Genomic DNA, 25,807 nt, shown 5'->3' with positions numbered 1-25,807 from the left:
GGGTCAGGATTTCATGAAGCCGATGAAATCGTCAGGCGCGGCGCGGCCCATTTCTTCTTCCCAGTGACGGCGGCAGAGCGAGACATAGACATCCTTGCCGATCGCCACCTGTTCGCCCCGGTGGGCCACCTTGCCGTCCGGGCCGAGCCGCACGACCATCGTCGCCTTACGGCCGCAGCGGCAAATGGTGCGCACCTCGCGCAGGTCGTCGGCGATCGCCAGCAGCGCGCGCGAGCCGGAAAACAGCTTGCCCTGGAAATCGGTGCGCAGGCCGTAGCACATGACCGGGATGTTCAGCCGGTCGGCGATGCGGGCCAATTGCCAGACCTGCTCTTCCTCGAGGAACTGCGCCTCGTCGACGAAGACGCAGTGCACCGTCGTATGGTCGTGATGTTCGGCGACGCGGGCGAACAGGTCGTCGCCGTCGCGGAACATCTCGGCTTCGGTCTCCAGCCCGATGCGCGACGAGATCAGGCCGCTGTCGCCCTTGCGGTAATGGCCGGCGACGAACAGCATCGTCGTCATGCCGCGTTCGCGATAATTGTACGAGGCCTGCAAGAGCATCGTCGTCTTGCCGGCATTCATCGTTGCGTAGTTGAAGTAGAGCTTGGCCATGCCGTCCTTTACGGTCCGTTGATATTCAGGCGATTCCGGCCTGCAAATGGCCGTCCCCTGCGCTTCCCCGTTCTACTGCGTCGCAGTAGATCTGTGCTCACATGCCCAAAAGTACGCTCCGCTCCGGTTCTCGGGCCCCACCATTTTCGTCTCGGCCTGACCTGAATCCAAACAGACCTTAAGCCGAGTTGCCTCTGCGCGGGGAGGGGCCGCTGGCGCATTCCCCTGAAAAAGCCGGCTCGCCGCTGAAAAAGATGAGCGGCGTGACAAAAGCGTCAGCCGTGTCGCTGATTGGCCATTCCGCGCCGTTGATCGTGATTGCCTTAGCGCTTGAAACTACACCAGAATGGTGTTTGGCTGACGAAACAAGGCGGGCAGAGAAACCGTTACGACGCTTCGCCAAAGAATCACAATGGGAGACTGTCTATGTCGCGTATGAATTCCTTCGTCGCCGGCCTCGGCCTGGCGGCGTTCCTGTCCACGAGTGCCGCCTTTGCCGGCGATCCGGCGAGCTGCAAGGCGGTGCGTCTTTCCGATGTCGGCTGGACCGACATCCAGGCCACCACGGGGCTCGCTTCGGTGCTGCTCACCGCGCTCGGCTATGAGCCGCAGGTGATCCAGCTCTCGGTTCCGGTGACCTATGCGTCGCTGAAGAACAAGGACCTCGACGTGTTCCTGGGGAACTGGATGCCGTCGATGACCAACGACATCAAGGACTATACCGCCGACGGTTCGGTCGAGACCGTCAGCCAGAACCTCTCGGGCGCCGGCTATGGCATCGTCGTGCCGACCTATGTCGCGGACGCCGGCGTCAAGACGCTGACCGACCTTGGCAAGTTCAAGGACAAGTTCAACGGCAAGATCTATGGCATCGAGGCCGGCAATGACGGCAACCGCATCATCCTCGACATGATCAAGAACCCGAAGGACAATCTCGAGGGCTTCGAACTGGTCGAGTCCTCGGAGGCCGGCATGCTGACGCAGGCCGAGCAGTCGATGAAGAACAATGAATGGATCGCCTTCCTCGGCTGGACGCCGCATCCGGTGATGGGCGCCATGAAGATCACCTATCTCGACGGCATGGGCGACAGCGGCTTCGGCGCTGCCACCGTGTCGACCAATGTGCGCAAGGGCTACACGACCGAATGCCCGAATGTCGGCAAGTTCATCACCAACCTGAAGTTCAATCTGGATATGGAAGGCCAGATGATGGACGCGATCCTGAAGGGCGGTGACGCCCAGACGGTCGCCACCGACTGGCTGAAGAAGAACCCGGACGCGGTCAAGCCGTGGATCGCCGGCGTGACCACCTTCGACGGCGGCGACGCCGCAGCGGCGGTCAAGACCGCGCTCGGAAGCTGAGCCGACTTCGCATCCGGCATGACCGGATGAAGATGGGCAGCCGTTTGACAAAGGGCTGCCCTTTTTCACATCCTGTGACAAGATGACGTTGCGACAGCGCGGGGCCGAAGTCAGAGCCCTGGTGGAAGAGGGGTGAGATGGATCCGATTTCCAAATTCATGGTCGATCACAAGATCCCGATCGGCGCTTGGGGAAAGTCCTTTTTCGGGTTCCTGACCGATAATTTCGACACCATCTTCAGAGCCTTCTCCAACGGTCTGAATTTCATTCTCGACGGGCTAGTCGACCTCCTGCTGATGGTGCCGCCGGTGCTGCTGGCGCTGGTCATCGCTGGTATTGCCTGGTTGCTGCAGCGCTCGCGGCCGCTCGCCATCGGCGTCTTTCTCGGCCTGATCTTCATCATCAACCAGAACCTGTGGAAGCAGACCGTGCAGACGCTCGTGCTGGTCGTCGCCGCCGCCGCGATGGCGATGGCCATCGGCGTGCCGCTCGGCATCTGGGCGGCGCACAAGCCCAAGGTCTACCGCGTCATGCTGCCGGTGCTCGATCTGATGCAGACCCTGCCGACCTTCGTCTACCTGATCCCGGTCCTGACCCTGTTCGGCCTCGGCAACGCGCCCGGCCTCATCGTCACCATCATCTTCGTCATCCCGACCGCGGTCAGGCTCACTCACCTCGGCGTCGTCTCGGTGCCAAAGTCGATCATCGAGGCCGGCGAGGCGTTCGGCGCCACCAAGAGCCAGCTGTTGTGGAAGGTGGAACTGCCGTCGGCGCTGCCCACCATCATGGCGGGTCTGACGCAATCGATCATGCTGTCGCTGTCGATGGTGGTGTTCGCGGCTCTCATCGGCGCCGGTGGGCTGGGCACCGAGATCAACCGCGCGCTCGGCTCGCGCCGCATCGATCTCGGGCTTGAGGCGGGCCTCGCCATCGTCGTGCTGGCCATCGTGCTCGACCGAATGACCCGCATTGGCGTTGGAGGCAAGAAATGACCGTCGCCGTCGATTTCAAGAACGTCGATATCGTCTTCGGCGCCGACCAGGCCGGTTCGCTTGCGATGATCGACAAGGGCGCCACACGCGCCGAAATCCTGGAGAAAACCGGCAATGTGCTGGGCTGCGCCGGCGCCAGCCTTACCGTGCATGAGGGCGAGATCTCCGTGCTGATGGGTCTGTCGGGCTCCGGCAAGTCGACCCTGCTTCGGGCCGTCAACAGGCTCAACGTGGTGTCGCGCGGCCAGGTTCTGGTCAAGGACGGCGACAAGATCGTCGACGTCGTCACCTGCGACGAGCCGACCTTGCGGCGCTTGCGCCAGAAGCAGGTTGCGATGGTGTTCCAGCAGTTCGGCCTGCTGCCGTGGCGCACGGTCGAGGAAAATGTCGGCCTCGGCCTCGAACTTGCCGGCGTGCCGGACGCCGAACGCAAGGAGCGCGTGCACAGGCAGCTCAAGCTGGTCAATCTCGACCAGTGGTCGAAGAAATACGCGCACGAGCTGTCGGGCGGCATGCAGCAGCGCGTCGGCCTGGCCCGTGCCTTCGCCACCGAAGCGCCGATCCTGTTAATGGACGAGCCGTTCTCGGCACTCGACCCGCTGATCCGCACCAAGCTGCAGGACGAACTGCTGCAGCTGCAGGCCGAGCTGAAGAAAACCATCATCTTCGTCAGCCATGACCTGGAAGAGGCGCTGAAGATCGGCAGCCATATCACCATCATGGAGGGCGGGCGCATCGTCCAGACCGGCGCGCCGGAAGACATCGTGCTGCGCCCCGCCAACGACTATGTCCGCGACTTCATCGCCAATGTGAACCCGCTCTCGGTGCTGACCGCCTGGAACGTCATGCGCGATCGCCGCGACCTCGAGCACGGCGACAATGGCTGGGTGTGGCTAGACCGGCGCAAGACGACGCGCTTCAAGATCGACGATCACGGCCTGGTGGCGGCGGCCGAACGCGATGGCAAGCCGGCGGTGTGGGTGTCCTGCGCCGATGTCGAGGGCCAGCCGGAGGAAGTGGCGCAAGTGTTCTGGGCCAATCCCGGCACGTCGCTGAAAACCGTCATGCTGGCCATGCACCGTTCGCAGACAGCACCCGTGGCACTGTTCGACGACCAGTCCCGCTTTGTCGGCGCCATCGGCATCCGCGACGTACTGAGCGCGGTGTTGCGGCGCTAGCAATAGAGGAGCGGCGAGACCTCCTTCAACTATCAGGAAAAGGCGCTTTGGAGCGGATTTTGGGTTGGCTGTCTAAACCGCGGACCGCGCAAACTGCGCTCGGGGTACTGCTCGTGATTGCGATGCGATCGATCCTGGAGTTTTTCAGGATCGGCGGTGCGAGCGGCACGCAACTGAGTGCAAATCAGCTCTTTTATATCGAAGGGACGCTCGCAGCCATCATTGCCGCATTGGCAGTCCTTGTCCTGCATGCATTCGGGCGGCATGGTTGGGCGACCCTCTTCAGCGGCGCAGCGATAGTTGCCCTGCTGGCATGGAAGGTCGCCGTCATCCGTTGAAAAACGGCAAAACGGGAACACATCCGAGGCGACCTGCGTCAGGCCGCCAGCGGCAGGCGCAGCTCGGTCAGCAGCCCGCCGTCCGGATGGTTGGACAGGCGGATCTCGCCGCCGGCGGCGCGCGCGATGTTGCGGGCGATGGTGAGGCCCAGCCCAAGGCCGCCGGTCTGGCGGTTGCGGGACTGTTCGAGGCGCACGAAGGAGCCGAAGACGGCATCGATCTGTGCCTGCGGTATGCCAGGCCCTTCGTCGCGGATGGTGAGCGTGATCGTGCCGTCCGAGCGGTGCAGGCTGAGATGCGCCTTCTTGCCGTAAGTGACGGCGTTCTGCACCAGATTGGTGACGCAGCGTTTGAGTGCCACCGGCCGCGCGATGCAGATCAGGCCGCGAGAACGGGTGTCGTCATTGTCGAACGAGACTTCCGGATAGGGGTCGGCGATCGATTCCACGAGCGACCAGAAGTCGATGCGCTCGGCCTTTTCCTCGTTCACCTCGAAAGTGGCGAAGTCGATCACTGAACTGGCGATGCTCTCGACATCGGCGAGATCATGCGCCAGCGCCTCGCGAACCGCCGATTTGCGCAACAGTTCGAGCCGCAGCCGCATGCGTGTCATCGGCGTGCGCAAATCATGCGCGAGTGCCGCGGCGAGATGTTCGCGGTCCTCGACATATTCGCGCAGCCTCTTCTGCATGGCGTTGATCGCCCTGGCGGCGGCCCGCACCTCTCGGCTGCCCGACTCGGCGATCGGCGGGCTTTTCAGGTCCTTGCCGATCCGGTTCACGGCGGTTTCCATCATCCGGTAGGGCGCGGTCAGCCGGCGCAGCGACCAGATCGACATGATCACCACCAGGCCGGCGATCAGCGAATAGAGCGGCAGGCTGTCGAAGCTCAGGATCGGGCCGACGGGCGTGATCGGCTCGGTGAAGTTCAGCCACTGGCCGTCGGCGAAGCGCAAGGAGGCCGTCAGCTTGTCGCTCTGGGCGAAATCGGCGGCGAGCACCAGAAGGTCGCGCTCGACCTGGCCGATATCGGGGCCGGATGCAGTGCCGCTGGCGTCGTCGGCCTCACGCGTTGCCGGATCGCGCCGCACGCGCGCATCGGTGATGCCGAACTTCGACAGCCGGCCGACGAGAATGTCCTCGAGTTCGGCTAGTTCGTCGTCGCCGGCGATCGAGGAGGTGACGGCGGGCGTGTCCGAGACGGTAAGGGCGTAAGTCGAGTTGAACAGGCCCGCCGCGGTTGCCTTGCGCTCCTCGGGCGTGGCGCCGCTCATCAGCTGCACCAAGGAGAAGGCTCGGTCGTTGAGCCGGTAGAGGTCGACCACGTCATTGGCGGCGGCGCGGTCGCGCGACACGATATAGAGGGTCGCGACCTGGCTGATCAGCAGGCCGGCAATGACGATCAGCAGCACCCAGACAGGCAAGGTCTGCGGCAGGAAACGTCTCATTCGGAGGTCGTCTCGGGCAGGAATTGGTAGCCGCCGCTGCGCACCGTCAGGATCAGTTTCGGCGTTTTCGGGTCATCTTCCATCTTGCGCCGCAGCCGGCTGACCAGGATGTCGATGCTGCGGTCGAAGGAATAGTCGCTGTCGCCGCCGGAGAGCTCGATGAGCTGGTCGCGGGTCAGCACGCGCTGGGCGCTCTTGACGAAGGTCTGCAGCAGGTTGAATTCGGCCATGGTCAGCTCGACCCTGACATCGTCGGGCGCGGTCAGCCGGCGCCGCGAACAGTCCATCGTCCAGCCGGCGAAACGGTAGATCTGTTTGGTAGTGGCGCGTTTCGGTTCGGAAGTACCATTGCGCCGCAGCACCGCACGGATACGCGCCAGGAGTTCGCGCGGGTCGAAGGGCTTGGGCACATAGTCGTCGGCGCCCATCTCCAGGCCGACGACGCGGTCGGTGGTCTCGGTGACGGCGGTCAGCATGATGATCGGTGTCGTATACTGGGCGCGCAGGTCGCGGCATAGTTCCAGCCCGCTCTTGCCGGGCAACATCACGTCGAGCACGATGAGGTCCACCTGCGCGCGGCGCAGGACGGCCTCCATCTCGGTACCGTCGGCGGCAACTGAAGTGTGCAGGCCCCGCTTCTGGAAGAATTCCTGAAGCAGGTCGCGGATGCCCTTGTCGTCGTCGACGATCAATATGTGTGCGTCGGATTTCACGAGGTGCCCTGTCTCGATTGCCGGCCAAGTCATTCCTGGCAGGTGAGCCACACGATAGAATTCGGGCCATATGTTGGCCAGTGCCTTGCTTTTCAAGGGCGAACGAATTCGGCCTTCTCCACATGGAAAGCGATGGCCGTGCTGAAGCTCTCTTGCTTCCATGCGTGCGGTTCCCAAAACCGGGACCGACTTGGACGATACGCATGAGGCGGGCGGGACAGACACAATCCAGAAACAAAATTCTACAATTGGGAAAAACTCCTGAAAAGGTAGGGCGGCATAACGGTGCCGTGGCGGTCAGATTACCGGCTGCGACGCAAAATCTCCGGGTTCACGGAAAAACCAATGCCAAGCTTGTCGATCAGTTTGTTGGGTGCGTTGCTGGGCCTTGGCCTGGTCACCGCCGCTGCTGGACAATCGGACGCAAAGGCGCCGCTCACCCGGAGCGAACGGTGCGCCAATCTCAGCCACCAATTTGATGAAGCCCTCGAAACCCATGCCACGGCAACGCAGGTCACCGCGGCAAAGGCACTTCAGAGAAAGGGCAACCGGTATTGTGCTGCCAAGAAACAGGCACAGGGCATCCGGATGCTCGCCAACGCTTTGAAGCTGCTTGGAGTGACACCGAACGACCCGGTCCAGTGACGCTCAAAATCGACCCGCATAAAAAGGAAATGAAGCCATGAAAAAGTCCCTCCTGTCGGCCCTCGGTCTCTCCGTTGCTCTTGCCTTCTCGATGCCGGCTCTTGGCAACGCTGCCGCCACCACGACCGCTGCCCCGGCTGCCGCGACCACGACCACAGCTCCGGCCGCTGCCGCGACAACCACCGCACCGGCCAAGGCTGCTCCGAAGAAGGTTGCCAAGAAGGCCGCCTGCAAGGTGACCAAGAAGCACAAGTGCCCGGTCAAGAAGGCCCCTGCCAAGGCGGCCGCCGCGAAGGCAGCCCCCGCCATGGCGGCCCCGAAGGCTGCACCGAAGAAGCCCTGATCAGTTTCGAGGTCAGTTCTAGCAAGGCCGCCCCGCCGCAACCGGCTGGGGCGGCCTTGCGCCGAATGCATGGTCGATGAGCTGAACACCGGCGGCTTCCAGCCGAGCATTTCGATCGTGCTTAACCCGTTTGCAACGCCGGTCGTGTAGGACAATCCGCATGAAGAAGCGGCTTTCGTCCATTTTGCGTTCGATGGTGATCGGCGGCCTGGTTGCCACCGGTGTCGCCAGGGGGCTGATTCTGCTCACCGCCAGCCCCGTGCCCGATCCTGCCAGTGGCCGCACCGAGCCCTCGCTGTTCGCGCCGATAATTTCCAGCAACTGGGACTACATCACGCCTGTCCAGGCGTGGCTGCTGATCGTGCTGCTTGCCGTGACGCTGGTCTGCGTTGTCGGATGGCTGATCGCGGCCTGGATGGAGCGCCGGGCGGATGCCGGCGCGAACCGCCGTATCTTCGGCCGCCAGGGCCGTTGAACGGCGCCCGACAATTTCCCACATGATTGCAAATGACCGGGCCGGCCCGCCGGCCGCCCGCATGCCACTCAAAATGGACGATCGCTGCCGCCCGTGGCAAAATACCGGGTAAAGCCCGATCGCGAAACTGTCGGTTCCGATGCCAGAAATCACCACAAAACCGCGAACCAAGGTCAAGCCGCAGACCGAGCGGCCGAAGCTCTACAAGGTCATCCTCATCAATGACGATTTCACGCCGCGCGAATTCGTGGTGACGGTGCTGAAGGGCGAGTTCAAGCTCAGCGAGGATCAGGCGCACCGCATCATGATCACCGCGCACCGGCGCGGCGTCTGCGTGGTCGCGGTCTTCACCAAGGATGTCGCCGAGACCAAGGCGACGCGAGCCACCGACGCCGGCAAGGCCAAGGGCTACCCGCTGCTGTTCACGACCGAGCCGGAGGAGTGAGTGATCGGTTCGCCACAGGCGAATTCATCGTGCCAGTGGCACGATGAAAGGTCACGAACGCTGGGGAGTTGCCGCAGGCAACGGGGCCTCGGCAGGTGCCGTTTGACATAAAGCGCGGACAGCTTTGGCGCCAACGCCTGATTAGCATCAATGCTTCAGAGGTCAGCGCCGCCCCTCATCCGCCCTTCGGGCACCCGTGAAACCGGGGAAAAGGGAAGCTTACCGTCCCTCGCGATACCACATCGATCCCATCGCCAGGAGCAGCAGGCCGAGGCCGAGGAAGCCGCCGAACAGCGGCACGCGCGAGACGGCCTTCAAGACGCTGTCGTCGGTGGTGCGCAGGCCGATCCAGTCGCTGCCGGAGGCATCGCCGGCCGAGCGAACCGGCACGATGGACGGCAGGGTCACGTCGCTGCCAAGGGCCGTCGATGACGCCAGCCGGCGCACGCTGCCGCCGGTGGCTTCCGCCGGTGCCTTCAGCCGGTTTTCGGTGGAGATGACATCGGCGAATTCCGGCGCATTGACCGGCCCGACATGGGCGAGCGCGGTGAGATCGCCATTGGCGACCTGGAAGAGGCCGATCTCATTGGTCTGGACGCTGCCGAGGAAGACGCCGGGCTCGGATTTATCGAGCTTGACGGTCACCGTCTTACCTGAAGGCGTGATGATCTGAGCGGAGCCTGGATCGTCGGCCATGGTCTGGCGGCGAATCTCCAGCACCATGCCGCGTCCCTCGGCGGTCAGCCGCTCTTCCTCGAGCTCGGGTTCCTTCATCAGCCAGTGGGCGATGCGCCTATAGAGCTGGACGTGCGGACCGCCGCCCTCGAAGCCGCGCGCCCACAGCCAGCCCTGGTCGGACAGAAGCATGCCGACACGGCCTTCGCCCTTGCGGTCGAGCAGCAGCAGGGGCCGGTTGTCGGCGCCCTTCATCACCACCTCGCCTTGCGGGTTCTGCACGCCGATGGTGCGGAACCAGCGGCTCCAGTGCGGCGGCTCGGTGGCCGAACCGTCGAGGCCGCGCGTCACCGGATGACGCTGGCCGAGGTCGGTGAGGCGCGGATAGAAGGCCTTTTCGAGCACTTCGCCGGTCGGCATGGCGGGCAAAGCCGACATCAGCGGCGTGCGTGCGATCGAAGACTCGCCGGCATATTCGGGGCCGGCGGCGATCAGCAGCGCGCCGCCCTTTTCGACATATTCGGAGATGTAGTCGTAATAGAGGATCGGCAGCACGTCGCGGTGCTGGTAGCGGTCGAAGATGATGAGGTCGAAATCCTTGATCTTCTCGACGAACAGTTCGCGCGTCGGGAAGGCGATCAGCGACAATTCGTTGATCGGCGTGCCGTCCTGCTTCTCGGGCGGCCGCAGAATGGTGAAATGGACGAGATCGACCGAGGCGTCCGATTTCAACAGATTGCGCCAGGTGCGCTCGCCCGCATGCGGTTCGCCCGAAACGAGCAGCACGCGCAAATTCTCGCGGATGCCGTCGACCAGCGCGATGGCGCGGTTGTTGGTGTCGGTGAGTTCGCCGGGTTCGCGGTCGATGGCGAGTTCGATGATGTTGCGCCCGGCGCCGGGGATGGTCACCTGCAGCGGCATGGCCTGGCCGACGGTGGCATGCTCGACCGCGACCTGCTCGCCATTGACCGAGACGCGCACATCGACCGGGCCGGCTTCGTTTTCCGTCGAGATGACGCGGTAGGTCATGTCGAGCGGCTTGCCGACGATGCCGAAACGCGGCGCGTTCTCGAAGCGGATGCGGCGATCCTTTTCGTGGTCGTTGCCGGTGATCAAGGCGTGCAGCGGGGCGTTGAAGTCGGGCGCGCCCGGGGGCGCGTCGTGCACCTCGCCATCGGTGATCATGATGGCGCCGCCGATGCGCGACGGCGGCACGTCGCGCAAGGCGCCTTCCAGCGCGCCGAACAGCCGTGTTTCGGTACGCTCCTCGGCGGCATCGGACTTGCCGGCCTCGACGACGCGGACGTCGAACTGCTTGAAGCGGCCTAGACGCTGCTGCAGTCCGGCGAGCGCTTCATCGGTCTGCCTGGTGCGGTCGCCGATGTCCTGGCTCTGGCTGCGGTCGACAATCAGCGCGACGACGCTTTTCAGGGGCTCGCGCTCCTCGTTGAGGAACACCGGGTTGAACAGGGCGGCGGCCAGCGCCAGCAGGGCGATGAAGCGCAGGACACCGCCGCGCTGGCGAAACCACAGGCCGACAAGCGCCAGCAGCGCCAGCGGTACCAGCACGAGGGCCAGCAATGGCCAGGAGATCAGCGGTTCGAAGGAGATCGACCAGTTCATCGGTTACTGCCCCAGCCGTTCGAGCAGAATGGGGACATGCACCTGGTCGGATTTGTAGTTGCCGGTCAGCATATACATCATGATGTTGACGCCGGCGCGCAGCGCATAGATGCGCTGCATCGGGTCGGCCGGCACCGTCGGCAGCAGCGGGTCGCCGTTCTCGTCGACGGCCCAGGCGCCGGCGAAATCATTGGCGGTGATCATGATCGGCGAGACACCATCGCCGGTGCGCACCGGCCGGTTGTCGGCGTTGCTGGCGTCGAGCGATGCCTCGACCCAGAGCGGGCTGCCGGCGAAGCGGCCAGGGAACTCCGGCAGGATGAAGAAGGACTTGGTCAGCACGTGGTCCGACGGCACCGGCTCCAGCGGCGGCACGTTGAGGTTGCCGAGGATGTCGCGCAGCCGCTCTGTCGCCGGGCTGGTCGAATCGGCGCCGATGCCGTTGGCGAACTGGTCGCGCGTGTCGAACAGCACCGTGCCGCCCTGTTGCATATAGGCGTCGATACGGGCGATCGCGGCCTGGCTCGGCATGGGGGCGGCCGGATCGATCGGCCAGTAGATCAGCGGATAGAAGGACAGTTCGTCCTTCGCAATGTCGACGCCGGCCGGTACGCCGGGTTCCAGCGCGGTCTTCTCGATCAGGAAGCGGGTCAGGCCCTCGAGCCCGGCACGGCTGATCGAATCGTCGCCCGGCACGCCGGTCAGCACATAGGCGATGCGGGTTTTCGAAATCGCCGTGATGGCCGCCTCGTCGCCCGGCTGGGCGTCGTCGGCGCGGGCGAAATCGGCATGGCCGAACAATGCGCCAAGTGCGATCAGGATCGCAGCGGTGGTGGCCACAGCGCCGGCACGGCGCCGCCGGCGCGAGAACAGCCCGCCCATCCAGAACACCGCCAGCGTGTCGAGCAGCATCAGCAACAGGGCGGCGGTGACCAGCGAACCTTTCAGATTGCGGGATTCATCGAAGGCGTACTGGATTGATGTGACCGGAACCGTGAGTTGCGGGCGCGCCAGCGGCACGAAGGTGCTTGCGGCATCGAGCAAATTGTGGGCGAAGACGCCGGTTTCCGAGCCGTAGAGGCCGGGCGGGTTCTCCAAGGTCACCCGCGCGCCGGCGCTCGGCACCAGTGGCCGTGCATCCGGCGTCGGCGGCACCAGCGAGCCGTCGGCCGCGATCATGCGGTAGGGTGCCAGCGATGTGGCGGCGGCTTCGGCATTGGCGATCGCCGCGCCCTGGTTGCGCGACAGCTGCACGATGCGACGCAGCATCTCGACGAAGCTGCCCGAGATCGGCAGGTTCGACCATGTCGCCTCGGGCGTAACGTGGAACAGCACCAGCGTGCCCTTGCCTTTCTTCAGCCCGGTGACCAGCGGCGTGCCGTCGGCAAGAGCGGCCCAGGTGCGCTCGACGATATCGGGTGTCGGTTCGGCCAGCACCTGCCTGCTCACGGTGACTTCCGTAGGCGGCGCCAGATCGGCGAAAGGACCGGCCTTGGGAAATTCGGTGACCGGCTGCGGCGAGGTCCAGGACAGTGCGCCGCCCAGCGAACGCTCGCCGGTGCGCAGGCGGACCGGCAGCAGATCGTCGTCATTGCCTGCGGCGGCCAGCCGCGAGCCGGCGAAACGCACCAGCGTGCCGCCATTGTCGACCCAGTCGACCAATCGCTGCCGGACCTGCGCCGGAATGGTGCCGATATCGGCCATGATGATCATCGCCGGCTTCTGGTCGAGGATCTGCGGGATGGCGTCGGCGAGATCGGCGCTGGAGGGTTCGACCAGATCGGCGAAGGGCTGCAGCGCGCGCCTGATGTAATAGAGCGGTGACAGAAGCGGCTGCGCCTGGTCGGCCTCGGCCTGCGATAACAGCCCGACGCGGCGGCGCTTGGAGCTTTCGTCGAGCACGCGCACCGCACCCGCCTGGCGCTCGCCGTCGAGGGCGATCGAAGCGAAGTCGTTGCGCAGCTCGAACGGCACCGCCATGGTGCCGGTGGCGGTGGCTTCGCCGGGCGCGAAGGTCAGCGTCGCATCGGCGATGCGGCGGCCCTTGTCATCGAAGGCGCCGGCGGTGACCTGCGCCGGTGCCGGGTCACCCGGCGCGCGGATGGCGGTGAGCGCAAAACCGTCGACCTGGTTGTCGGCGGCGGTGAGGCCGGTCAGCGAAAGCCGATCGGCCGTTGCCCAAACCACGCGTGCCGCATTCTTCGACAACAGCGTGTTGAAGGCGGCCTCGTCGCCCTTGGCCGCGAGGCCGTCGGCCAGCACGGCGACGCTGGCGCCGGGCAAGGTCTCCAGCACGCCGGCGACGCGGGCATAGACGGCGGGCCGATCGGTCGGGATCGGCCGCGGCTTGGCGGCGCGCAGCCGGTCGAGCGCGGCGGCGGCATCGAAGGGGCCGATCTCCGCATTGGCCTTTTCGGCGGTAAACGCGATGATGACCGGCACGCCGTTCGAGCCGGCATCCTTGATCAGCCGCTCGGCGGTGGCGACGCGCTTGTTCCAGTCGGCGGCACTCGCCCAGTCATTGTCGATGACCAGAGCAAGGGCCGCGCCCTCGGCCGGCAGCTTTTCGCGCGGGTTGAACACCGGTTCGGCCAGGGCCGCGACGATGAGGCCCGCCATCAGCAGCCTGAGCAGCGTCAGCCACCAGGGGCTTTGATGCGGCGTTTCCTCGCGCTTCAAGACGCGTGCCAGGATCTTCAGCGGCGGGAAGATCTCGGCCTGCGGCTTGGGCGGCGTCAGCCTGAGCAGCCACCAGATCACCGGCAGCGCCAGCAGACCCCACAGCACCATGGGCGCGCCAAAGGAGAGCGGCAGCCAGCTCATGCGACCGCCTTTCCAGGCTGACCGGTACGACCGCTACCGGCATAGCCGCCGTCGGCTGTCATCGCCATGTGCAGGCGCACCAGCGCGTCGGACGCCAGCCGATCGGTGTGGTTGACGGTAAAGCTCCAGCCGAGCCGCTTGCACCAGCCGGCCAGCTCCTGGCGGCGGGCGGTGTAGAGCAGGCGGTATTCGTCGCCGAGCATCTCGGCGCGTCCGGCGGTCAGCTTTTCGCCGGTCTCGGGATCGGTGAATTCGGTGCGGCCGGCATAGGGAAAGGTTTCCTCGGCCGGGTCGGCAACCTCGATCAGATGGGCGCGCACGCCGTGGCGGGCGAGCACGTCGAGCCATTCCATCGTCTCTTCGACCGGATCGAGGAAATCGCTGGCGATGACGATGTCGCAGAAGCGCCTGATGTCGGTGAGGTCAGGCTTGGCTGGCAAGTCGCCGGCATGCATCAGCTGGGCGGCGATGCGCTCGGCGCCGTTGCGGGCGGTGAATGGATCGGTCAGGCCCGGCCAGGCGATGCGTTCGCCGCTGCGCGACAACAGTTCGGCCATGGCCAGCGCCAGCACCAGCGCGCGCGACTGCTTGGAGACGCTGGCGCCGGTCGATTTGTAGAGCATGGACGGCGAAGGGTCGGCCCACAGCCACACCGTATGGGCGGCTTCCCATTCGCGGTCGCGTACATAGGTGTGGTCGTCGCGGGCCGAGCGGCGCCAGTCGATACGCGAGGAATCGCCCTCGACATAGGGCCGGAACTGCCAGAAATTCTCACCGATGCCGCGCTTGCGGCGGCCATGCCAGCCGGCGATCACGGTGTTGACGATGCGGCGCGCCTCGACCAGCAGGTCGGGCACCAGCGAAGCCCGCAACCGGCCACGGGCGAGCGCGTCGCGCGTTGCTGCCGGGGCCTGGACCTCGCCGATGCGCGCCATCAAATCCCTTTCACAAGCTTCGCCACCACGTCGCGCACGCTGGTGCCTTCTGCGCGGGCGGCGAAAGTCAGCGCCATGCGGTGCTGCAACACCGGCTCGGCCAGCGCCCGCACATCGTCGACCGAGGGCGCCAGGCGCCCGTCATAGAGCGCCCGCGCCCTCGTGCACAGCATCAGCGCCTGGCTGGCGCGCGGGCCGGGGCCCCAGGCGACATGCTTGTCGGTATCGGCATTGCCCTGGCCTGGACGGGCCGAGCGCACCAGAGTGAGGATCGCCTCGACGACGCTTTCGGGCACCGGCATGCGGCGGATCAGCGTCTGGATTTCCTTCAATCGAGCCGGCTGCAGCACATTCTGCGCCTTGGCATCCTCGATGCCGGTGGTTTCCAGGAGGATGCGGCGCTCGGCCTCGATTTCGGGATAGAGGATGTCGACCTGCATCAGGAAGCGGTCAAGCTGGGCTTCCGGCAGCGGATAGGTGCCTTCCTGCTCCAGCGGGTTCTGGGTCGCCAGCACATGGAACGGTGCGGGCAGGTCATAGCGGGCGCCGGCGATGGTGACATGGTATTCCTGCATGGCCTGCAGCAGCGCCGACTGGGTACGCGGCGAGGCGCGGTTGATCTCGTCGGCCATCAGCAACTGGGCGAAGATCGGGCCGGAGATGAAGCGGAAGGAGCGCTTGCCGGTCTCGTCCTGTTCCATCACCTCGGAGCCGAGGATGTCGGACGGCATCAGGTCGGGCGTGAACTGGATGCGGCGCGAATCGAGGCCGAGCACGATTCCCAGCGTTTCGACCAGCTTGGTCTTGGCAAGGCCGGGAACACCGACCAGCAGCGCATGGCCACCGGCCAGCAGCGCCACGAGCGTGCGTTCGACGACATTCTCCTGGCCGAAGATCACCCGGCCGACCCCGTCGCGGATCCTGGAAATGTCTGCCAGTGCCTTTTCGGCCTCGGCGATCATGTCCGTTTCGCTGATCGGGCTTTCCTTGACCATCACGCTCATTCGGCTCGATCCCTTCGCTTGGAAATACCGGCCCGCACCATATCATAGGTTGCCGCGATTCGGCCTCGCGTGGCGCCTATGGCCGAACTTAAATCACAGACTTAGGCTGACAAGCGGAACAACAGTGACTATTTCGTGACGATGACGGAACACGACGAACATCGCCAACAAAGCCTTACGCAGGCAACCGAGGCGCGCGGCCTGGAGGCGCTGATCTCGCGCGCGGCGCGCGCCGGCAAGGGCGCGGCGCCCGTGGAGCGCTGGAATCCCGACTTTTGCGGTGATCTCGACATGGAGATCAAGGCCGACGGCACCTGGTTCTATCTCGGCACGCCGATCGGTCGCATGCCGCTGGTGCAGCTCTTCTCCTCGGTGCTGCGCAAGGACGCGGATGGCAGGACCTATCTGGTGACGCCTGTGGAAAAGGTCGGCATCCGCGTCGCCGATGCGCCGTTCGTCGCCGTCGAAATGGATGTTTCGGGCAGTGGCGACGAACAGATCATCACCTTCCGCACCAATGTCGGCGACGTGGTCGAGGCCGGACCGGAACGGCCGCTGCGTTTCGTCGACGAGAACGAGACCGGGGGCCTGAAGCCCTATGTGCTGGTGCGCGGCAGGCTGGAAGCGCTGGTGGGGCGGCCTGTCATGTACGAGCTGGTCGGACATGGCGAGGAGATCGAGATCGGCGGCAAGGAGATGTTTGCCGTGCGCTCGAAGGGCGCGGTGTTTCCGATCATGCCGGCGGACCAGTTGAAGCGGCTGAGCGCATGATGGATCGCCTGTCACTGATGCCGTTTTCGTCGGCGGATTTTCGCGCGCGCTTCGCCGCGCAGCCGGAGGCGCATGCCGGCGACGACTATGGCGACCATCGCTTCAATCCGGGTCATCCGCGCCTCAACCAGGGCAAGGCGCTGCGCAATGCCGCGGTGCTGATCCCGGTGGTCGATCACGAAGACGAGGCGACGGTTTTGCTGACCAAACGGGCCGAAAAGCTGCGCAACCATTCGGGGCAGGTGGCCTTTCCCGGCGGCACCATCGATGCGACCGATGCCAGCCCGGAGGCGGCGGCGCTGCGCGAGACCTTCGAGGAGATCGGCCTTGACCAGGACCGCATCGAGATCATCGGCCGCATGCCCGACTATGTCGCCGGCAGCGGCTACCGCATCGCGCCGGTGCTGGCCATCGTGCGGCCAGGCTTCCAGCTGGCCTTGAATGCCGACGAAGTCGATGCCGCCTTCGAAGTGCCGCTGCGCTTCCTGATGGACCCGGTGAATCACAAGCGTGACAGCCGCATGTGGAACGATCTCGAATGGTTCTTCTACGACATGCCCTATGGCGACCAGCGTATCTGGGGCGTCACCGCGGGCATCATCCGCACGCTCTATGAAAGGCTCTATGCGTGAGTGTTTCGATCGCGGGCAGGGCCGACTGGCTCGCCGACAAGCATTTGCAGCGCCTGCTTGCCGCCCTGGCTGAAGGCGGCGAAGAGGCGCGTGTCGCCGGCGGCGCCGTGCGCAACACGCTGATGGGCCAGCCGGTCGCCGATGTCGACATCGCCACCACCTGTTTGCCGCAGGAAATCATCCGCCGCGCCGAGACGGAGGGTTTCAAGCCGGTGCCGACCGGCATCGAGCACGGCACCATCACGGTGGTCGCCGGCGGCAAACCCTATGAAATCACCACTTTGCGCGCCGATGTCGAGACCGACGGCCGCCGCGCCAAAGTGTCGTTCGGGCGCGACTGGAAGCTGGATGCGGAGCGGCGCGACTTCACCATCAACGCCCTCTACGCCGACGCGGATGGCTCCATCGTCGACCTGGTCGGCGGCATCGCCGATATCGAGGCGCGGCGGCTGCGCTTCATCGGTGATGCGGAAGCACGGATTCGTGAGGATTATCTGCGCATCCTGCGCTTCTTCCGCTTCTTCGCCTGGTATGGCGAAGGCCGGCCGGATGCCGAGGGGCTGAAGGCCTGCGCCCGGCTGAAGGAAGGCCTGGCCCATCTTTCGGCGGAGCGCGTCTGGTCCGAGTTGAAGAAACTGCTTTCGGCGCCTGATCCGTCGCGGGCGCTGCTGTGGATGCGGCAGGCCGGCGTCTTGACCGCCGCGCTGCCGGAAAGCGAGAAATGGGGCATCGACGCCATCCACGGGCTGACCAAGGCCGAGAAGGATCTGGGCTGGCCGGCCGATCCGATGCTGCGGCTGGAGGCGATCGTGCCGCCGGATGCCGCGCGCATGAAGACGCTGGCCGAGCGGCTGAGGTTTTCGACCGCGGAATTGGACCGTTTGCGCTACTGGGCGCTCTCGACGGCGGTCGAGCCGAAGACGACCGAGGGCGAACTGGCGAAAAGGCTCTATCGCGGCGACCGGCAAGGGGTTGTCGACCGCCTGCGGCTATCGCTTGCCGGAGCCCGGGTGCGCGCCGTCGAGAACAATGACGCGCTGCTCGAAGCCGGCGGCTTTTCGCGCCTGCTGGCCTTCGCGCTCAAATGGGAAAAACCGGTGTTTCCGCTGAAAGGCGCCGATCTGACGGCGCTCGGCGCCACGCCAGGGCCGAAGCTGGGCGAAATCCTCAAGAACCTCGAAACGGAATGGATCGAGGCGGGATTTGCCGCCGATCGCGGCACGCTGCTGGACCGCGCCGCGAAGGCGCTTGAAACTTAGACTGGAGCTTGCCCGGACGACCGTGCCGATCAAAAGGCATAGCCGAGGCGACGATTTGATCGGGCGAAAGGTCGCTCTCCTACCTGATCGCCGTGGGAGCCAGGGCGCGCGAAAGGCTTGCCTCGCCCTTGCCGTAGACCGAGGCCCTGTAGTTGACCAGCGTGTCGGTACGAGCCGTGTTGAGCAGATCGTTGGTGATCTGGGTCGCCGTGGCCGTGGTGAACTTGCTGCCGATGATCGCCGCATATCCTGAAATGATCGGCGCGGCGAAGGAGGTGCCATAAAGGCCTGTCTTGCTTCCATCGACACCAACCACGAGGAAGTGGCTTTGCACCAGCGCATTGGAGCCGGCGGTATTCGAATACCAGGCAAGCTGGGCCTTGCTGGACGTCGTGCCGTTGGTGGACAGCGCGCCGACGAAGATCGCGGATGGTTTTCCGATCAGGGCAAGGTCGAGATAGTCCTGCTGGCCGTTCGTGACCCCGCCCACAGCGACCGAATCGTTGCCCGCGGCCTTCGAAACGACAGCCGTCCCCCTGGTGGCGTAGGAGATGATGGAGGCTTCCTCCGGGGCCCAGCCGATCTGGTTCGAGCTGTAGCCCGCCCTGGCGTACATGCCGTAGCTCAGATTGAGCACGTTCAGGCCGGGCGCAAGGCCGACGGCCGAACCGGTTGAGAAGTCCTTCGACCTGATGGTCGCCAAGGGCGCGATCATGCCGGCTTCCTCACGCGTCCATTCACCGTGGCGCTGGGTTTGAACCCCAACACCGAAATTGCCGGAGAACCGCGATGTACTGGAGAAATCGTCGACGATCGTTATCGTGACGCCCCTGCCCTTGTATCCGGCGGCCCAAGCCGCGCCAATTTCGGGGCTCATCCACCGCTGTACTGCTTGCGTGCCCGCGACCGGGATCGTTGCGCTCACGCATGTGGACAGGCCGCCGCCGTGGCACAGCGCGGCCATCTCGTCCGCATTGACGGCCTCCTGTGCCGATGCCATCGGCGCCGACAGGATGGCGAGAGCCGTGGCGATGCCGAATTTGAAGCAACTCCCTGACATGCTGTTACTCCGTTCAAACAAGAACCAAGACGGGTGATCGCGAGTTTCGGGGCGAGATGATTTTCATTTGCATCCTCCCGGCGATCAGAAAGTTACACGGTAATTCAGCCAGATGTGCTGGCTCTCCGGTTTAGCGTTAACCAGATATTTCAAGGTTTCCTCAGGCGCCATCCGGCTGGCCGCGAGCCGGCAATTGACGCTGTAGGTGCCAAAATCGCCGTAATCGGCTTCGCAGGACTTTTCGGTAAGCTTGCCGCCGATGGTCGTAGTGAGCGAAAGGGAAAGAGTGCTGTTCGGGTTCGGATGCATCTGGGTGAGGAACCCAAGCTTGAGGCTTGGCTCGATCTGATACTTCACGCCCTCTTCTCCGGTCCCAAAGCCCCAAAGGATGCCGGTATCCTCCGTGATCTGGGTGAGCAGGTCCACATGCATGTCGACCCAGTTTGCCCGGTACCATTGGTTGAACGAGACAAAGGTCCCGTTCTGCAGTTCGTAGCCGCCATTGCCAAGGCTCCTCGCGCGGTCGCTGAGGGGCGAGCCCTGATGTATGTCGACCAACGATGTCGTCATGTCCTGGGCGGCAGCCGGCGACGCCCCGATGAGCGCGCACAGCAGGAGCGCCATCGTGCGGAACCTCACTCGACTGCCGGACTTTTCGCGCATGCGCGAAACACCTCGCCCACCTGATTCCGGATCAGCGCCTGGTGGCGACGGGCTCCTCTGGCAGCCCACTGTGGCCGGATTATCCTCGGGACGGTGGCACGGGTTCGGTTACCGCGTGGTTTATTTTAGCTGATGCAAATGTGATTTTTTGACCCCGTAAGGTCCGGCTCCGAGGCGCCCGCGGCGGCGCCCCGATCTCGAAGCGCCAACGCGGCTGGTTGCTAACGCTGGCGAAAGCAGGCCGGGCAAAGCCTAGGCGGCGTCGCGGACTTTTTCAATGCGCGAGCGGATCGCCTCGATCATGGTTTCGCGGATGGTCGTCTCGCCATGCGTCTCGCGCATATGCTCGACGGCACGGCGCATCACTTCGGCTTCCTCGTCGGCACGGGTGTGCCACTCACAGCCGGGAACAAGCGAGCCGCAGTGGAATTGCTTCATCGGATTTCTCCTTTTTCTCCAGGGAGCCTGTCGAGGCTCCGCGACTTTTTTGGCCCACGGTCCATTCCCGGACGTGGGCGGGGCGAGAGCTATAACACGCGAGGAGCGGTCTGGTTGCATCAAAGCATCGTGCACCGCCCGCCCTGTCTCCTCGACTTGACGCGATTCCAGAATGGAATTGCTCCGGCTGATCCTACGGCCAGCGCACCTCCGGCGGCAGGCTCGACAGGATCGAGGCGACATTGCCGCCGGTCTTCAGGCCGAAGATGGTGCCGCGATCGTGAAGCAGGTTGAACTCGACATAGCGGCCGCGGCGGATGAGCTGTTCGTCGCGGTCGCCGTCCGTCCAGTTCTCGTTGAAATTGGCGCGCACGAGGTGGCCGTAGACGACGAGGAAGGAGCGTCCGACGTCCTGGACGAAGTTGAAGTCGGCGTTCCAACCGCCTCTGTCCTCGCCAGAATGCAGCCAGTCGAAGAAAATGCCGCCAACGCCGCGCGGCTCGTTGCGGTGGGGCAGGAAGAAATACTCGTCGCACCAGGCCTTGAATTTCGGGTGGTCGGCGACGGCGGCGTTCTTTTCGCAGGCGAACTGCATGGCGCGGTGGAAGGCGACAGTGTCGGGGTCGTCCTGGGTACGGCGGCGGTCGAGCACCGGCGTCAGATCGGCGCCGCCGCCGAACCATTGCCTCGAGGTGACGACCATGCGCGTGTTCATGTGCACGGCCGGAACGTTGGGATTCCAGGGGTGCGCGATCAGCGAGATGCCGGAGGCCCAGAAGCGCGGGTCCTCCTCGGCGCCGGGCATTTGCTTCCTGAATTCGGGCGAGAACTCGCCGTAGACGGTCGAGGTGTGGACGCCGACCTTCTCGAAGACGCGGCCATGCATCATCGACATGGTGCCGCCGCCACCCTTGCCCTGGTCACGCTCCCACGGCGTCTTTTCGAAACGGCCCGGCGACCATGAGGCGAGGGGGCCCTGGAGATCCTGCTCGATCTGCTCGAAAGCGCCGCAAATGCGTTCGCGCAGCGCCTCGAACCACAGGCGCGCCTTCATCTTCTTCTCTTCAATGTCGGCGGGCAGGCCAGCGGGTATTTCAGGTCGTTCCAAAGTGCCGTCTCCGGTTGCGGGGTGGCCCGCCCCTACAAATGACTCGTCTTTTGCCGGCGCGATCCCTAATCTCTTAGGGGACAGGGTCAAGTCACTTTGCTTTTGCGCATGATCCTTTCGGGGGCATGTGCCAGGTGCAGGGAGTTGTTTCGTGCGCACCCCGGCAAGACCGCCGCTGGATGGCCTGAAGAAAAGGCTCGATCAGAGCCGGACCGAGCGCGCACGCATGCCGCGCGACGGCTTTCTGCGCGAGACCTTCGTCCTGCCGCGCTCTGATGCGCGGCTCAAGGCCAAGGAATGGTTCGAGCGCTTTCCCAAGCAAGCCTACTGGACGGAGATCGAAAGCTGGTTCGAGCGGCCGGGGGATTTGATCGAGTTCACCATCAGGCGGCTGCCGGCGGCCGATTAGGGTCCGACCAACAGCCTCCGCGCGCCCGCTCCCTCATTTGCCAGCCGGTCCCCCTTGTTCCTGAGCGGGCATTTGTCGATCGACATGCAGCCGCAGCCGATGCAGTCGCTCAGCCCGTCGCGCAGTTTCTTCAACTGGGCGATCTTGTGGTCGAGCGCGTCGCGCCATGCGGTCGACAGCAATCCCCAGTCGTCGCGCGTCGGCGTGCGGCTTTCGGGCAGCGACGCAAGGGCTTCGCCGATTTCGGCGAGCGAGATGCCGACCTCCTGCGCGACCTTGATGATTGCCACCCGCCGCAGCACGTCGCGGCCGTAACGGCGCTGGTTGCCTGACGTGCGGTGGCTGCGGATCAGCCCGCGCGTCTCATAAAAATGCAGTGCCGACACTGCCACGCCGCTGCGCATGGCCACCTGGCCGACCGTCAATTCCGTTGCTGGAGCCATTTCCGATTTTCCGCTTGACCTCAAGTTAAGTTGAGCTTGTAGCGAAGAAATGCTGATTGGGCAAATGACAGGAGAAGGCGATGTGCGCCTGGGTGAGAATGGCCGGAGAAACCGCTGTCGTCGGCGACGGCAAGGCTGTCGATGGGCCGCCGATCCTATCCGAGCTGCCGGACGGCCTCGCCCGCCACCATGGCGACGGACAGCGCGACATTGATGCTGCGCGCGATGCCCTGCATGGGGATAGTCAGCCGCGCATCCGCCGCCTGATGGACAGGATCCGGCACGCCCGCGGATTCGCGGCCGAACAGAAGGATGTCGCCGTCCGCAAAGCTGAAGCTGGTGTAGGGGGTCGCAGCTTTGGTCGACAGAAGCACCAACCGGCGCCCGTCCTTGTTGCGCCAGTCCTCGAAGGCGTTCCAGTCGACATGCCGGGTGAGGGCAGCCATTTCGAGGTAGTCCATGCCGGCGCGCTTGAGCGCCTTGTCGGACAGCGGAAAGCCGGCCGGCTCGATGATGTCGACGCCAAGGCCGAGGCAAGCGGCGAAGCGCAGGATTGTCCCGGTGTTGCCGGCAATATCCGGCTGGTAGAGCGCGATGCGGAGACGACGGTTCATTTCCGCATCCTTCTAATAAGTGGCAGATCGGCCACAGGAGCTTTCCGGTTTTTGAAATTCCTGGACCTGCGGGTGGCCATTTTCTGCGAAGTCGGGTATGTCAATCGCATTGTCAACCCGAACCGATGGAGGGGACACTCATGATGACCATGCACATCCAGCGCCCCTCTCGTGGGCTTGTACGCCTGCCGGCGGCTTCGGTACGACGATTCACCTGACTCTCTAAGACTTGATCGCACCGATTCCCGCCGAGACGATTTTTCGGCTCTTGAAGGAATCCTGCGATGTTTTTCAAAAAGTCAAAAGGGCTGAACGCCCCAGCTGAACATGTCCAGACCGACTCGTTCAGTCGTGTCCGGACCGACGCTTATCGTGTCCAGACCGATGCCGAGCGTCGGTTGCGGACCGAGGCAATCCGCGCCTCCGGCCGAATGCCGGCGGACGATGTTGCTTGGCCTTTTCATCTTTATTTTCATACGGAGGACGGACCGATGTTCGATCCCTACAGAATACCGGGCTCGAGGAGCCTGCATATCCACCGACTGCCGACCTGGGCGCTGTTGATCGGCGAGACCTATTCGTCCGCGGTCCATGCCGAAGTCCGGCGCCGGCCGCACCGCGGCATGCTGCCGGATGTCGATTTCTCGCACGCTGTTCCGGACCCCAGCCGGCCTTCGCTGGTGCGCCGGATCATCCGGCTGATCCGGCCGGGCGCGAAAATCCGGCTTGTCGACACCGCGTCGACAGGATCGGCGAACGAGCCTGTCGGCGAAAAGCCCACGAGCCCCTATATTGGGCGAAGCGGGGCCGACGATTCCGGACCGTCGGCCCTCGGCGCCACACGGTCCGAGGACTTCGTACGTTCACGCGCCGCGTAAGCGGAAAACAGATTTCACAGGCATGACCTATGTTGTTGTTTAGCTGGTTTGAAAGAAGGCTCGATCCGTTCCCCACGGCGGAACCGGTCGAGCCGCCGAAGACGCTGGTAGCCTTCTGCCTGCATTATACGCGCGGCGCCTGGCCCTATATCCTTGTCGACGCGGTGCTGGTGGCGGCCATCGCCATCGCGGAAGTCTGGATGTTCGGCTTCCTTGGCCGCATCGTCGACTGGCTGTCGGGGCAGAATCGCGAAACCTTCCTGCAGACGGAAGGCTGGAAGCTCGCCGGAATGGCCTTCATCGTGCTGTTCGCACTGCCGGGCACGGTATGGGTGCATTCGCTGCTCAACCAGCAGACGCTGATGGGCAACTATCCCATGCGCATCCGTTGGCAGGTGCACCGCTACCTGCTCAACCAGTCGATGAGCTTCTACCAGGACGAGTTCGCCGGCCGCATCGTCACCAAGCTGATGCAGACCGCGCTCGCCGTGCGCGAATGCGTCATCAAGGTGATCGACGTGCTCAACTACGTCATCGTCTATTTCCTGGGCATGCTGTTGATCGTCGGCTCCGCCGATTGGCGGCTGGCCGCGCCCCTGGCGGTCTGGCTGGTCGGCTACGTGCTGTTGCTGCGCTACTTCATTCCCCGGCTGGGTAAGGTCGGCGAGGAGCAGGCCAATGCGCGCTCGGTCATGACCGGCCGCGTCGTCGACAGCTACTCCAACATCCAGACAGTCAAGCTGTTCAGTCATGCCAAGCGCGAGGCGACCTTCGCCAGGGAAGGCATGATGGGCTTCCTCGACACGGTCTACCGGTCGATGCGGTTGGTGACGGTGCTTTTCGGCACACTCTACATTCTGAACGCCTTGCTGCTGTTCTCGGTCACCGCCATCTCGCTGTGGCTGTGGATGGGGCAAGTGGTGACGATCGGCGCGGTCGCCGTGGTCATCGGCCTGGTGCTGCGGATGTGGGGCATGTCGCAGTGGATCATGTGGGAGATGTCGGGCCTGTTCGAGAACATCGGCACCGTCCAGGACGGCATCGCCTCGATCTCGCTGCCGCGCCTTGTCGAGGACAGGCCGGATGCGAAGGCGATCGCCGTTTCCAGGGGCGAGATCCGCTTCGAGGATATCCGCTTCCACTATGGCAAGCAGAAAGGCGTGATCGAAAACCTGTCGTTGACGGTGAAGCCGGGCGAGAAGGTCGGCATTGTCGGCCGCTCGGGCGCCGGCAAGTCGACGCTGGTCAACCTGCTGTTGCGCTTCTACGATCTGGAAAGCGGCAAGATCCTGATCGACGGCCAGGAGATCGCCGGCGTGAAGCAGGATTCGCTGCGCGCCCAGATCGGCATGGTCACGCAGGACACCTCGCTGCTGCACCGTTCGGTGCGCGAGAACATCCTCTACGGCCGGCCCGATGCTTCGGACGAGATGCTTGTCGAGGCGGCGCGGCGGGCCGAGGCGCTGGACTTCATTGGCGGGCTCGCGGATCACAAGGGCCGCAAGGGGTTCGACGCCTATGTCGGTGACCGCGGCGTCAAATTGTCCGGCGGCCAGCGGCAACGCATCGCCATTGCTCGCGTTATGTTGAAGGATGCACCTATACTTATCCTTGACGAGGCGACATCAGCGCTGGATTCCGAGGCGGAAGCGGCCATCCAGGAGAACCTCTACAAGCTCATGCAGGGCAAGACCGTCATCGCCATCGCCCATCGGCTGTCGACAATCGCGGCGATGGACAGGCTTGTGGTGATGGATCAAGGCCGTGTCATCGAGGAAGGTTCGCACGAGGAACTGGTCGCCAAGGGCGGGCTCTACGCGCAGCTGTGGCAGCGCCAGTCGGGCGGGTTCCTGCTCGAGGACATACCGGCCGATGTCGCCAATGACGTGATCGCGAAAGGGCAAGCCGCAGAATGATG

The 25,807-nt window shown here is 64.4% G+C and carries 27 protein-coding genes; 14 read left to right on the top strand and 13 right to left on the bottom strand.

Annotation, left to right across the window (positions count from 1 at the left end):
* Positions 1 to 3 precede the first annotated feature (3 nt).
* Positions 4 to 615: a thymidine kinase gene (locus tag FJV80_RS21745; protein ID WP_038649140.1), complete on the bottom strand. Its 612-nt coding sequence runs from the start codon at positions 613 to 615 to the stop codon at positions 4 to 6.
* Positions 616 to 1,041: 426 nt separating this feature from the next.
* On the opposite strand from FJV80_RS21745, the gene FJV80_RS21740 reads away from it, so the two are divergent.
* The 4 genes from FJV80_RS21740 (at position 1,042) to FJV80_RS21725 (ending at position 4,485) form a co-directional block, all read left to right on the top strand.
* Positions 1,042 to 1,977, top strand: a complete 936-nt coding sequence (locus tag FJV80_RS21740) for a choline ABC transporter substrate-binding protein (RefSeq protein WP_095790116.1) — start codon at positions 1,042 to 1,044, stop codon at positions 1,975 to 1,977.
* A 137-nt stretch (positions 1,978 to 2,114) separates the two neighbouring features.
* Complete coding sequence (choW, locus tag FJV80_RS21735) at positions 2,115 to 2,969, top strand: choline ABC transporter permease subunit (protein WP_095773498.1); 855 nt, start codon at positions 2,115 to 2,117, stop codon at positions 2,967 to 2,969.
* Positions 2,966 to 4,147, top strand: a complete 1,182-nt coding sequence (choV, locus tag FJV80_RS21730; protein ID WP_095773499.1) for a choline ABC transporter ATP-binding protein — start codon at positions 2,966 to 2,968, stop codon at positions 4,145 to 4,147. Before choW ends, choV begins: the two co-directional genes overlap by 4 nt.
* 47 nt (positions 4,148 to 4,194) lie before the next feature.
* Positions 4,195 to 4,485, top strand: a complete 291-nt coding sequence (locus FJV80_RS21725) for a hypothetical protein (RefSeq protein ID WP_095804196.1) — start codon at positions 4,195 to 4,197, stop codon at positions 4,483 to 4,485.
* Positions 4,486 to 4,523: 38 nt separating this feature from the next.
* Here the strand turns inward: FJV80_RS21725 and FJV80_RS21720 are convergent, their stop codons facing one another.
* Together FJV80_RS21720 and FJV80_RS21715 are read right to left on the bottom strand one after the other, a co-directional pair.
* A complete protein-coding gene (locus FJV80_RS21720; protein ID WP_095792772.1) occupies positions 4,524 to 5,933 on the bottom strand; it encodes an ATP-binding protein in 1,410 nt (469 codons plus the stop codon).
* Entirely contained in the window at positions 5,930 to 6,646 is a 717-nt protein-coding gene (locus FJV80_RS21715) for a response regulator transcription factor (RefSeq protein ID WP_095773711.1), read from the bottom strand. Before FJV80_RS21715 ends, FJV80_RS21720 begins: the two co-directional genes overlap by 4 nt.
* Before the next feature lie 345 nt (positions 6,647 to 6,991).
* Between FJV80_RS21715 and FJV80_RS21710 the strand changes: the two genes are divergently transcribed.
* The 4 genes from FJV80_RS21710 (at position 6,992) to clpS (ending at position 8,554) form a co-directional block, all read left to right on the top strand.
* Positions 6,992 to 7,291 carry a hypothetical protein gene (locus tag FJV80_RS21710; RefSeq protein WP_095773502.1) on the top strand — a complete coding sequence of 100 codons (300 nt, stop codon included), beginning with the start codon at positions 6,992 to 6,994 and terminating at the stop codon, positions 7,289 to 7,291.
* Between the two features lie 37 nt (positions 7,292 to 7,328).
* A complete protein-coding gene (locus tag FJV80_RS21705; RefSeq protein WP_142877376.1) occupies positions 7,329 to 7,634 on the top strand; it encodes a hypothetical protein in 306 nt (101 codons plus the stop codon).
* Positions 7,635 to 7,794: 160 nt separating this feature from the next.
* Entirely contained in the window at positions 7,795 to 8,109 is a 315-nt protein-coding gene (locus FJV80_RS21700) for a hypothetical protein (protein WP_095773504.1), read from the top strand.
* Positions 8,110 to 8,248: 139 nt separating this feature from the next.
* Positions 8,249 to 8,554: an ATP-dependent Clp protease adapter ClpS gene (clpS, locus tag FJV80_RS21695; protein WP_010911143.1), complete on the top strand. Its 306-nt coding sequence runs from the start codon at positions 8,249 to 8,251 to the stop codon at positions 8,552 to 8,554.
* A gap of 219 nt (positions 8,555 to 8,773) precedes the next feature.
* Here clpS and FJV80_RS21690 read toward each other — a convergent pair whose 3' ends face one another.
* From FJV80_RS21690 to FJV80_RS21675, 4 genes are read right to left on the bottom strand one after another with little or no spacing between them, the layout of a single operon-like run.
* Positions 8,774 to 10,852, bottom strand: a complete 2,079-nt coding sequence (locus tag FJV80_RS21690; protein WP_095790110.1) for a hypothetical protein — start codon at positions 10,850 to 10,852, stop codon at positions 8,774 to 8,776.
* Positions 10,853 to 10,855: 3 nt separating this feature from the next.
* The gene (locus tag FJV80_RS21685; RefSeq protein WP_142877375.1) at positions 10,856 to 13,675 is read right to left on the bottom strand and encodes a DUF4159 domain-containing protein; all 2,820 of its coding nucleotides are present in this window, start codon (positions 13,673 to 13,675) and stop codon (positions 10,856 to 10,858) included.
* Positions 13,672 to 14,610, bottom strand: a complete 939-nt coding sequence (locus tag FJV80_RS21680) for a DUF58 domain-containing protein (protein ID WP_095773507.1) — start codon at positions 14,608 to 14,610, stop codon at positions 13,672 to 13,674. The genes FJV80_RS21685 and FJV80_RS21680 overlap by 4 nt, the downstream gene beginning before the upstream one ends.
* Positions 14,610 to 15,614 carry a MoxR family ATPase gene (locus FJV80_RS21675; RefSeq protein WP_095773508.1) on the bottom strand — a complete coding sequence of 335 codons (1,005 nt, stop codon included), beginning with the start codon at positions 15,612 to 15,614 and terminating at the stop codon, positions 14,610 to 14,612. The genes FJV80_RS21680 and FJV80_RS21675 overlap by 1 nt, the downstream gene beginning before the upstream one ends.
* Before the next feature lie 141 nt (positions 15,615 to 15,755).
* Here FJV80_RS21675 and FJV80_RS21670 point away from each other — a divergent pair, with 141 nt between their 5' ends.
* From FJV80_RS21670 to FJV80_RS21660, 3 genes are read left to right on the top strand one after another with little or no spacing between them, the layout of a single operon-like run.
* Positions 15,756 to 16,385: a DUF1285 domain-containing protein gene (locus FJV80_RS21670; protein WP_142877411.1), complete on the top strand. Its 630-nt coding sequence runs from the start codon at positions 15,756 to 15,758 to the stop codon at positions 16,383 to 16,385.
* Entirely contained in the window at positions 16,385 to 17,017 is a 633-nt protein-coding gene (locus tag FJV80_RS21665; protein ID WP_142877374.1) for a CoA pyrophosphatase, read from the top strand. The genes FJV80_RS21670 and FJV80_RS21665 overlap by 1 nt, the downstream gene beginning before the upstream one ends.
* A complete protein-coding gene (locus FJV80_RS21660) occupies positions 17,014 to 18,276 on the top strand; it encodes a CCA tRNA nucleotidyltransferase (protein ID WP_142877373.1) in 1,263 nt (420 codons plus the stop codon). The genes FJV80_RS21665 and FJV80_RS21660 overlap by 4 nt, the downstream gene beginning before the upstream one ends.
* Positions 18,277 to 18,355: 79 nt before the next feature.
* On the opposite strand, the gene FJV80_RS21655 is transcribed toward FJV80_RS21660, so the two are convergent.
* From FJV80_RS21655 to hemF, 4 genes are all read right to left on the bottom strand, one after another.
* A complete protein-coding gene (locus FJV80_RS21655; protein WP_142877372.1) occupies positions 18,356 to 19,336 on the bottom strand; it encodes a S8 family serine peptidase in 981 nt (326 codons plus the stop codon).
* An 84-nt stretch (positions 19,337 to 19,420) separates the two neighbouring features.
* Positions 19,421 to 19,999: a hypothetical protein gene (locus FJV80_RS21650; RefSeq protein ID WP_142877371.1), complete on the bottom strand. Its 579-nt coding sequence runs from the start codon at positions 19,997 to 19,999 to the stop codon at positions 19,421 to 19,423.
* 252 nt (positions 20,000 to 20,251) lie between these two features.
* Positions 20,252 to 20,437 carry a DUF1059 domain-containing protein gene (locus FJV80_RS21645; RefSeq protein WP_027047304.1) on the bottom strand — a complete coding sequence of 62 codons (186 nt, stop codon included), beginning with the start codon at positions 20,435 to 20,437 and terminating at the stop codon, positions 20,252 to 20,254.
* Between the two features lie 193 nt (positions 20,438 to 20,630).
* The gene (gene hemF, locus FJV80_RS21640; RefSeq protein ID WP_095773515.1) at positions 20,631 to 21,545 is read right to left on the bottom strand and encodes an oxygen-dependent coproporphyrinogen oxidase; all 915 of its coding nucleotides are present in this window, start codon (positions 21,543 to 21,545) and stop codon (positions 20,631 to 20,633) included.
* A 151-nt stretch (positions 21,546 to 21,696) separates the two neighbouring features.
* Here hemF and FJV80_RS21635 point away from each other — a divergent pair, with 151 nt between their 5' ends.
* Positions 21,697 to 21,954, top strand: coding sequence for a hypothetical protein (locus tag FJV80_RS21635; protein WP_032933697.1), 258 nt, complete (start codon positions 21,697 to 21,699; stop codon positions 21,952 to 21,954).
* Here the strand turns inward: FJV80_RS21635 and soxR are convergent.
* Entirely contained in the window at positions 21,951 to 22,397 is a 447-nt protein-coding gene (soxR, locus tag FJV80_RS21630; protein WP_095792781.1) for a redox-sensitive transcriptional activator SoxR, read from the bottom strand. The two genes, FJV80_RS21635 and soxR, sit on opposite strands and share 4 nt — an antisense overlap.
* Before the next feature lie 155 nt (positions 22,398 to 22,552).
* Entirely contained in the window at positions 22,553 to 23,011 is a 459-nt protein-coding gene (locus FJV80_RS21625; RefSeq protein ID WP_095773517.1) for a tRNA (cytidine(34)-2'-O)-methyltransferase, read from the bottom strand.
* Positions 23,012 to 23,502: 491 nt separating this feature from the next.
* Between FJV80_RS21625 and FJV80_RS21620 the strand changes: the two genes are divergently transcribed.
* Positions 23,503 to 23,889 carry a hypothetical protein gene (locus FJV80_RS21620; protein WP_142877370.1) on the top strand — a complete coding sequence of 129 codons (387 nt, stop codon included), beginning with the start codon at positions 23,503 to 23,505 and terminating at the stop codon, positions 23,887 to 23,889.
* Positions 23,890 to 23,918: 29 nt separating this feature from the next.
* Positions 23,919 to 25,805 (top strand): ABC transporter ATP-binding protein, encoded by a 1,887-nt coding sequence (locus FJV80_RS21615; RefSeq protein ID WP_142877369.1) that lies wholly within the window; start codon positions 23,919 to 23,921, stop codon positions 25,803 to 25,805.
* Positions 25,806 to 25,807 lie beyond the last annotated feature (2 nt).

The sequence above is a fragment of the Mesorhizobium sp. WSM4310 genome (assembly GCF_007003935.1).
Lineage (GTDB): Bacteria > Pseudomonadota > Alphaproteobacteria > Rhizobiales > Rhizobiaceae > Mesorhizobium.
Note: the sequence above shows the minus strand (reverse complement) of the source record. Positions and strands in the feature narration are given on the sequence as shown.

What these genes read in the sequence shown, in the direction of transcription:
- clpS (WP_010911143.1), top strand. Translation starts at nt 8,249, where the DNA reads ATGCCAGAAATCACCACAAAACCGCGAACCAAGGTCAAGCCGCAGACC.
- FJV80_RS21670 (WP_142877411.1), top strand. Translation starts at nt 15,756, where the DNA reads ATGACGGAACACGACGAACATCGCCAACAAAGCCTTACGCAGGCAACC.
- FJV80_RS21700 (WP_095773504.1), top strand. Translation starts at nt 7,795, where the DNA reads ATGAAGAAGCGGCTTTCGTCCATTTTGCGTTCGATGGTGATCGGCGGC.
- FJV80_RS21720 (WP_095792772.1), bottom strand. Translation starts at nt 5,933, where the DNA reads ATGAGACGTTTCCTGCCGCAGACCTTGCCTGTCTGGGTGCTGCTGATC.
- FJV80_RS21740 (WP_095790116.1), top strand. Translation starts at nt 1,042, where the DNA reads ATGTCGCGTATGAATTCCTTCGTCGCCGGCCTCGGCCTGGCGGCGTTC.
- choV (WP_095773499.1), top strand. Translation starts at nt 2,966, where the DNA reads ATGACCGTCGCCGTCGATTTCAAGAACGTCGATATCGTCTTCGGCGCC.
- FJV80_RS21650 (WP_142877371.1), bottom strand. Translation starts at nt 19,999, where the DNA reads ATGCGCGAAAAGTCCGGCAGTCGAGTGAGGTTCCGCACGATGGCGCTC.
- FJV80_RS21615 (WP_142877369.1), top strand. Translation starts at nt 23,919, where the DNA reads ATGTTGTTGTTTAGCTGGTTTGAAAGAAGGCTCGATCCGTTCCCCACG.
- FJV80_RS21675 (WP_095773508.1), bottom strand. Translation starts at nt 15,614, where the DNA reads ATGAGCGTGATGGTCAAGGAAAGCCCGATCAGCGAAACGGACATGATC.
- FJV80_RS21705 (WP_142877376.1), top strand. Translation starts at nt 7,329, where the DNA reads ATGAAAAAGTCCCTCCTGTCGGCCCTCGGTCTCTCCGTTGCTCTTGCC.
- FJV80_RS21680 (WP_095773507.1), bottom strand. Translation starts at nt 14,610, where the DNA reads ATGGCGCGCATCGGCGAGGTCCAGGCCCCGGCAGCAACGCGCGACGCG.
- soxR (WP_095792781.1), bottom strand. Translation starts at nt 22,397, where the DNA reads ATGGCTCCAGCAACGGAATTGACGGTCGGCCAGGTGGCCATGCGCAGC.
- FJV80_RS21625 (WP_095773517.1), bottom strand. Translation starts at nt 23,011, where the DNA reads ATGAACCGTCGTCTCCGCATCGCGCTCTACCAGCCGGATATTGCCGGC.
- FJV80_RS21745 (WP_038649140.1), bottom strand. Translation starts at nt 615, where the DNA reads ATGGCCAAGCTCTACTTCAACTACGCAACGATGAATGCCGGCAAGACG.
- FJV80_RS21710 (WP_095773502.1), top strand. Translation starts at nt 6,992, where the DNA reads ATGCCAAGCTTGTCGATCAGTTTGTTGGGTGCGTTGCTGGGCCTTGGC.
- FJV80_RS21685 (WP_142877375.1), bottom strand. Translation starts at nt 13,675, where the DNA reads ATGAGCTGGCTGCCGCTCTCCTTTGGCGCGCCCATGGTGCTGTGGGGT.
- FJV80_RS21665 (WP_142877374.1), top strand. Translation starts at nt 16,385, where the DNA reads ATGGATCGCCTGTCACTGATGCCGTTTTCGTCGGCGGATTTTCGCGCG.
- choW (WP_095773498.1), top strand. Translation starts at nt 2,115, where the DNA reads ATGGATCCGATTTCCAAATTCATGGTCGATCACAAGATCCCGATCGGC.
- FJV80_RS21620 (WP_142877370.1), top strand. Translation starts at nt 23,503, where the DNA reads ATGTTCGATCCCTACAGAATACCGGGCTCGAGGAGCCTGCATATCCAC.
- FJV80_RS21690 (WP_095790110.1), bottom strand. Translation starts at nt 10,852, where the DNA reads ATGAACTGGTCGATCTCCTTCGAACCGCTGATCTCCTGGCCATTGCTG.
- FJV80_RS21655 (WP_142877372.1), bottom strand. Translation starts at nt 19,336, where the DNA reads ATGTCAGGGAGTTGCTTCAAATTCGGCATCGCCACGGCTCTCGCCATC.
- FJV80_RS21645 (WP_027047304.1), bottom strand. Translation starts at nt 20,437, where the DNA reads ATGAAGCAATTCCACTGCGGCTCGCTTGTTCCCGGCTGTGAGTGGCAC.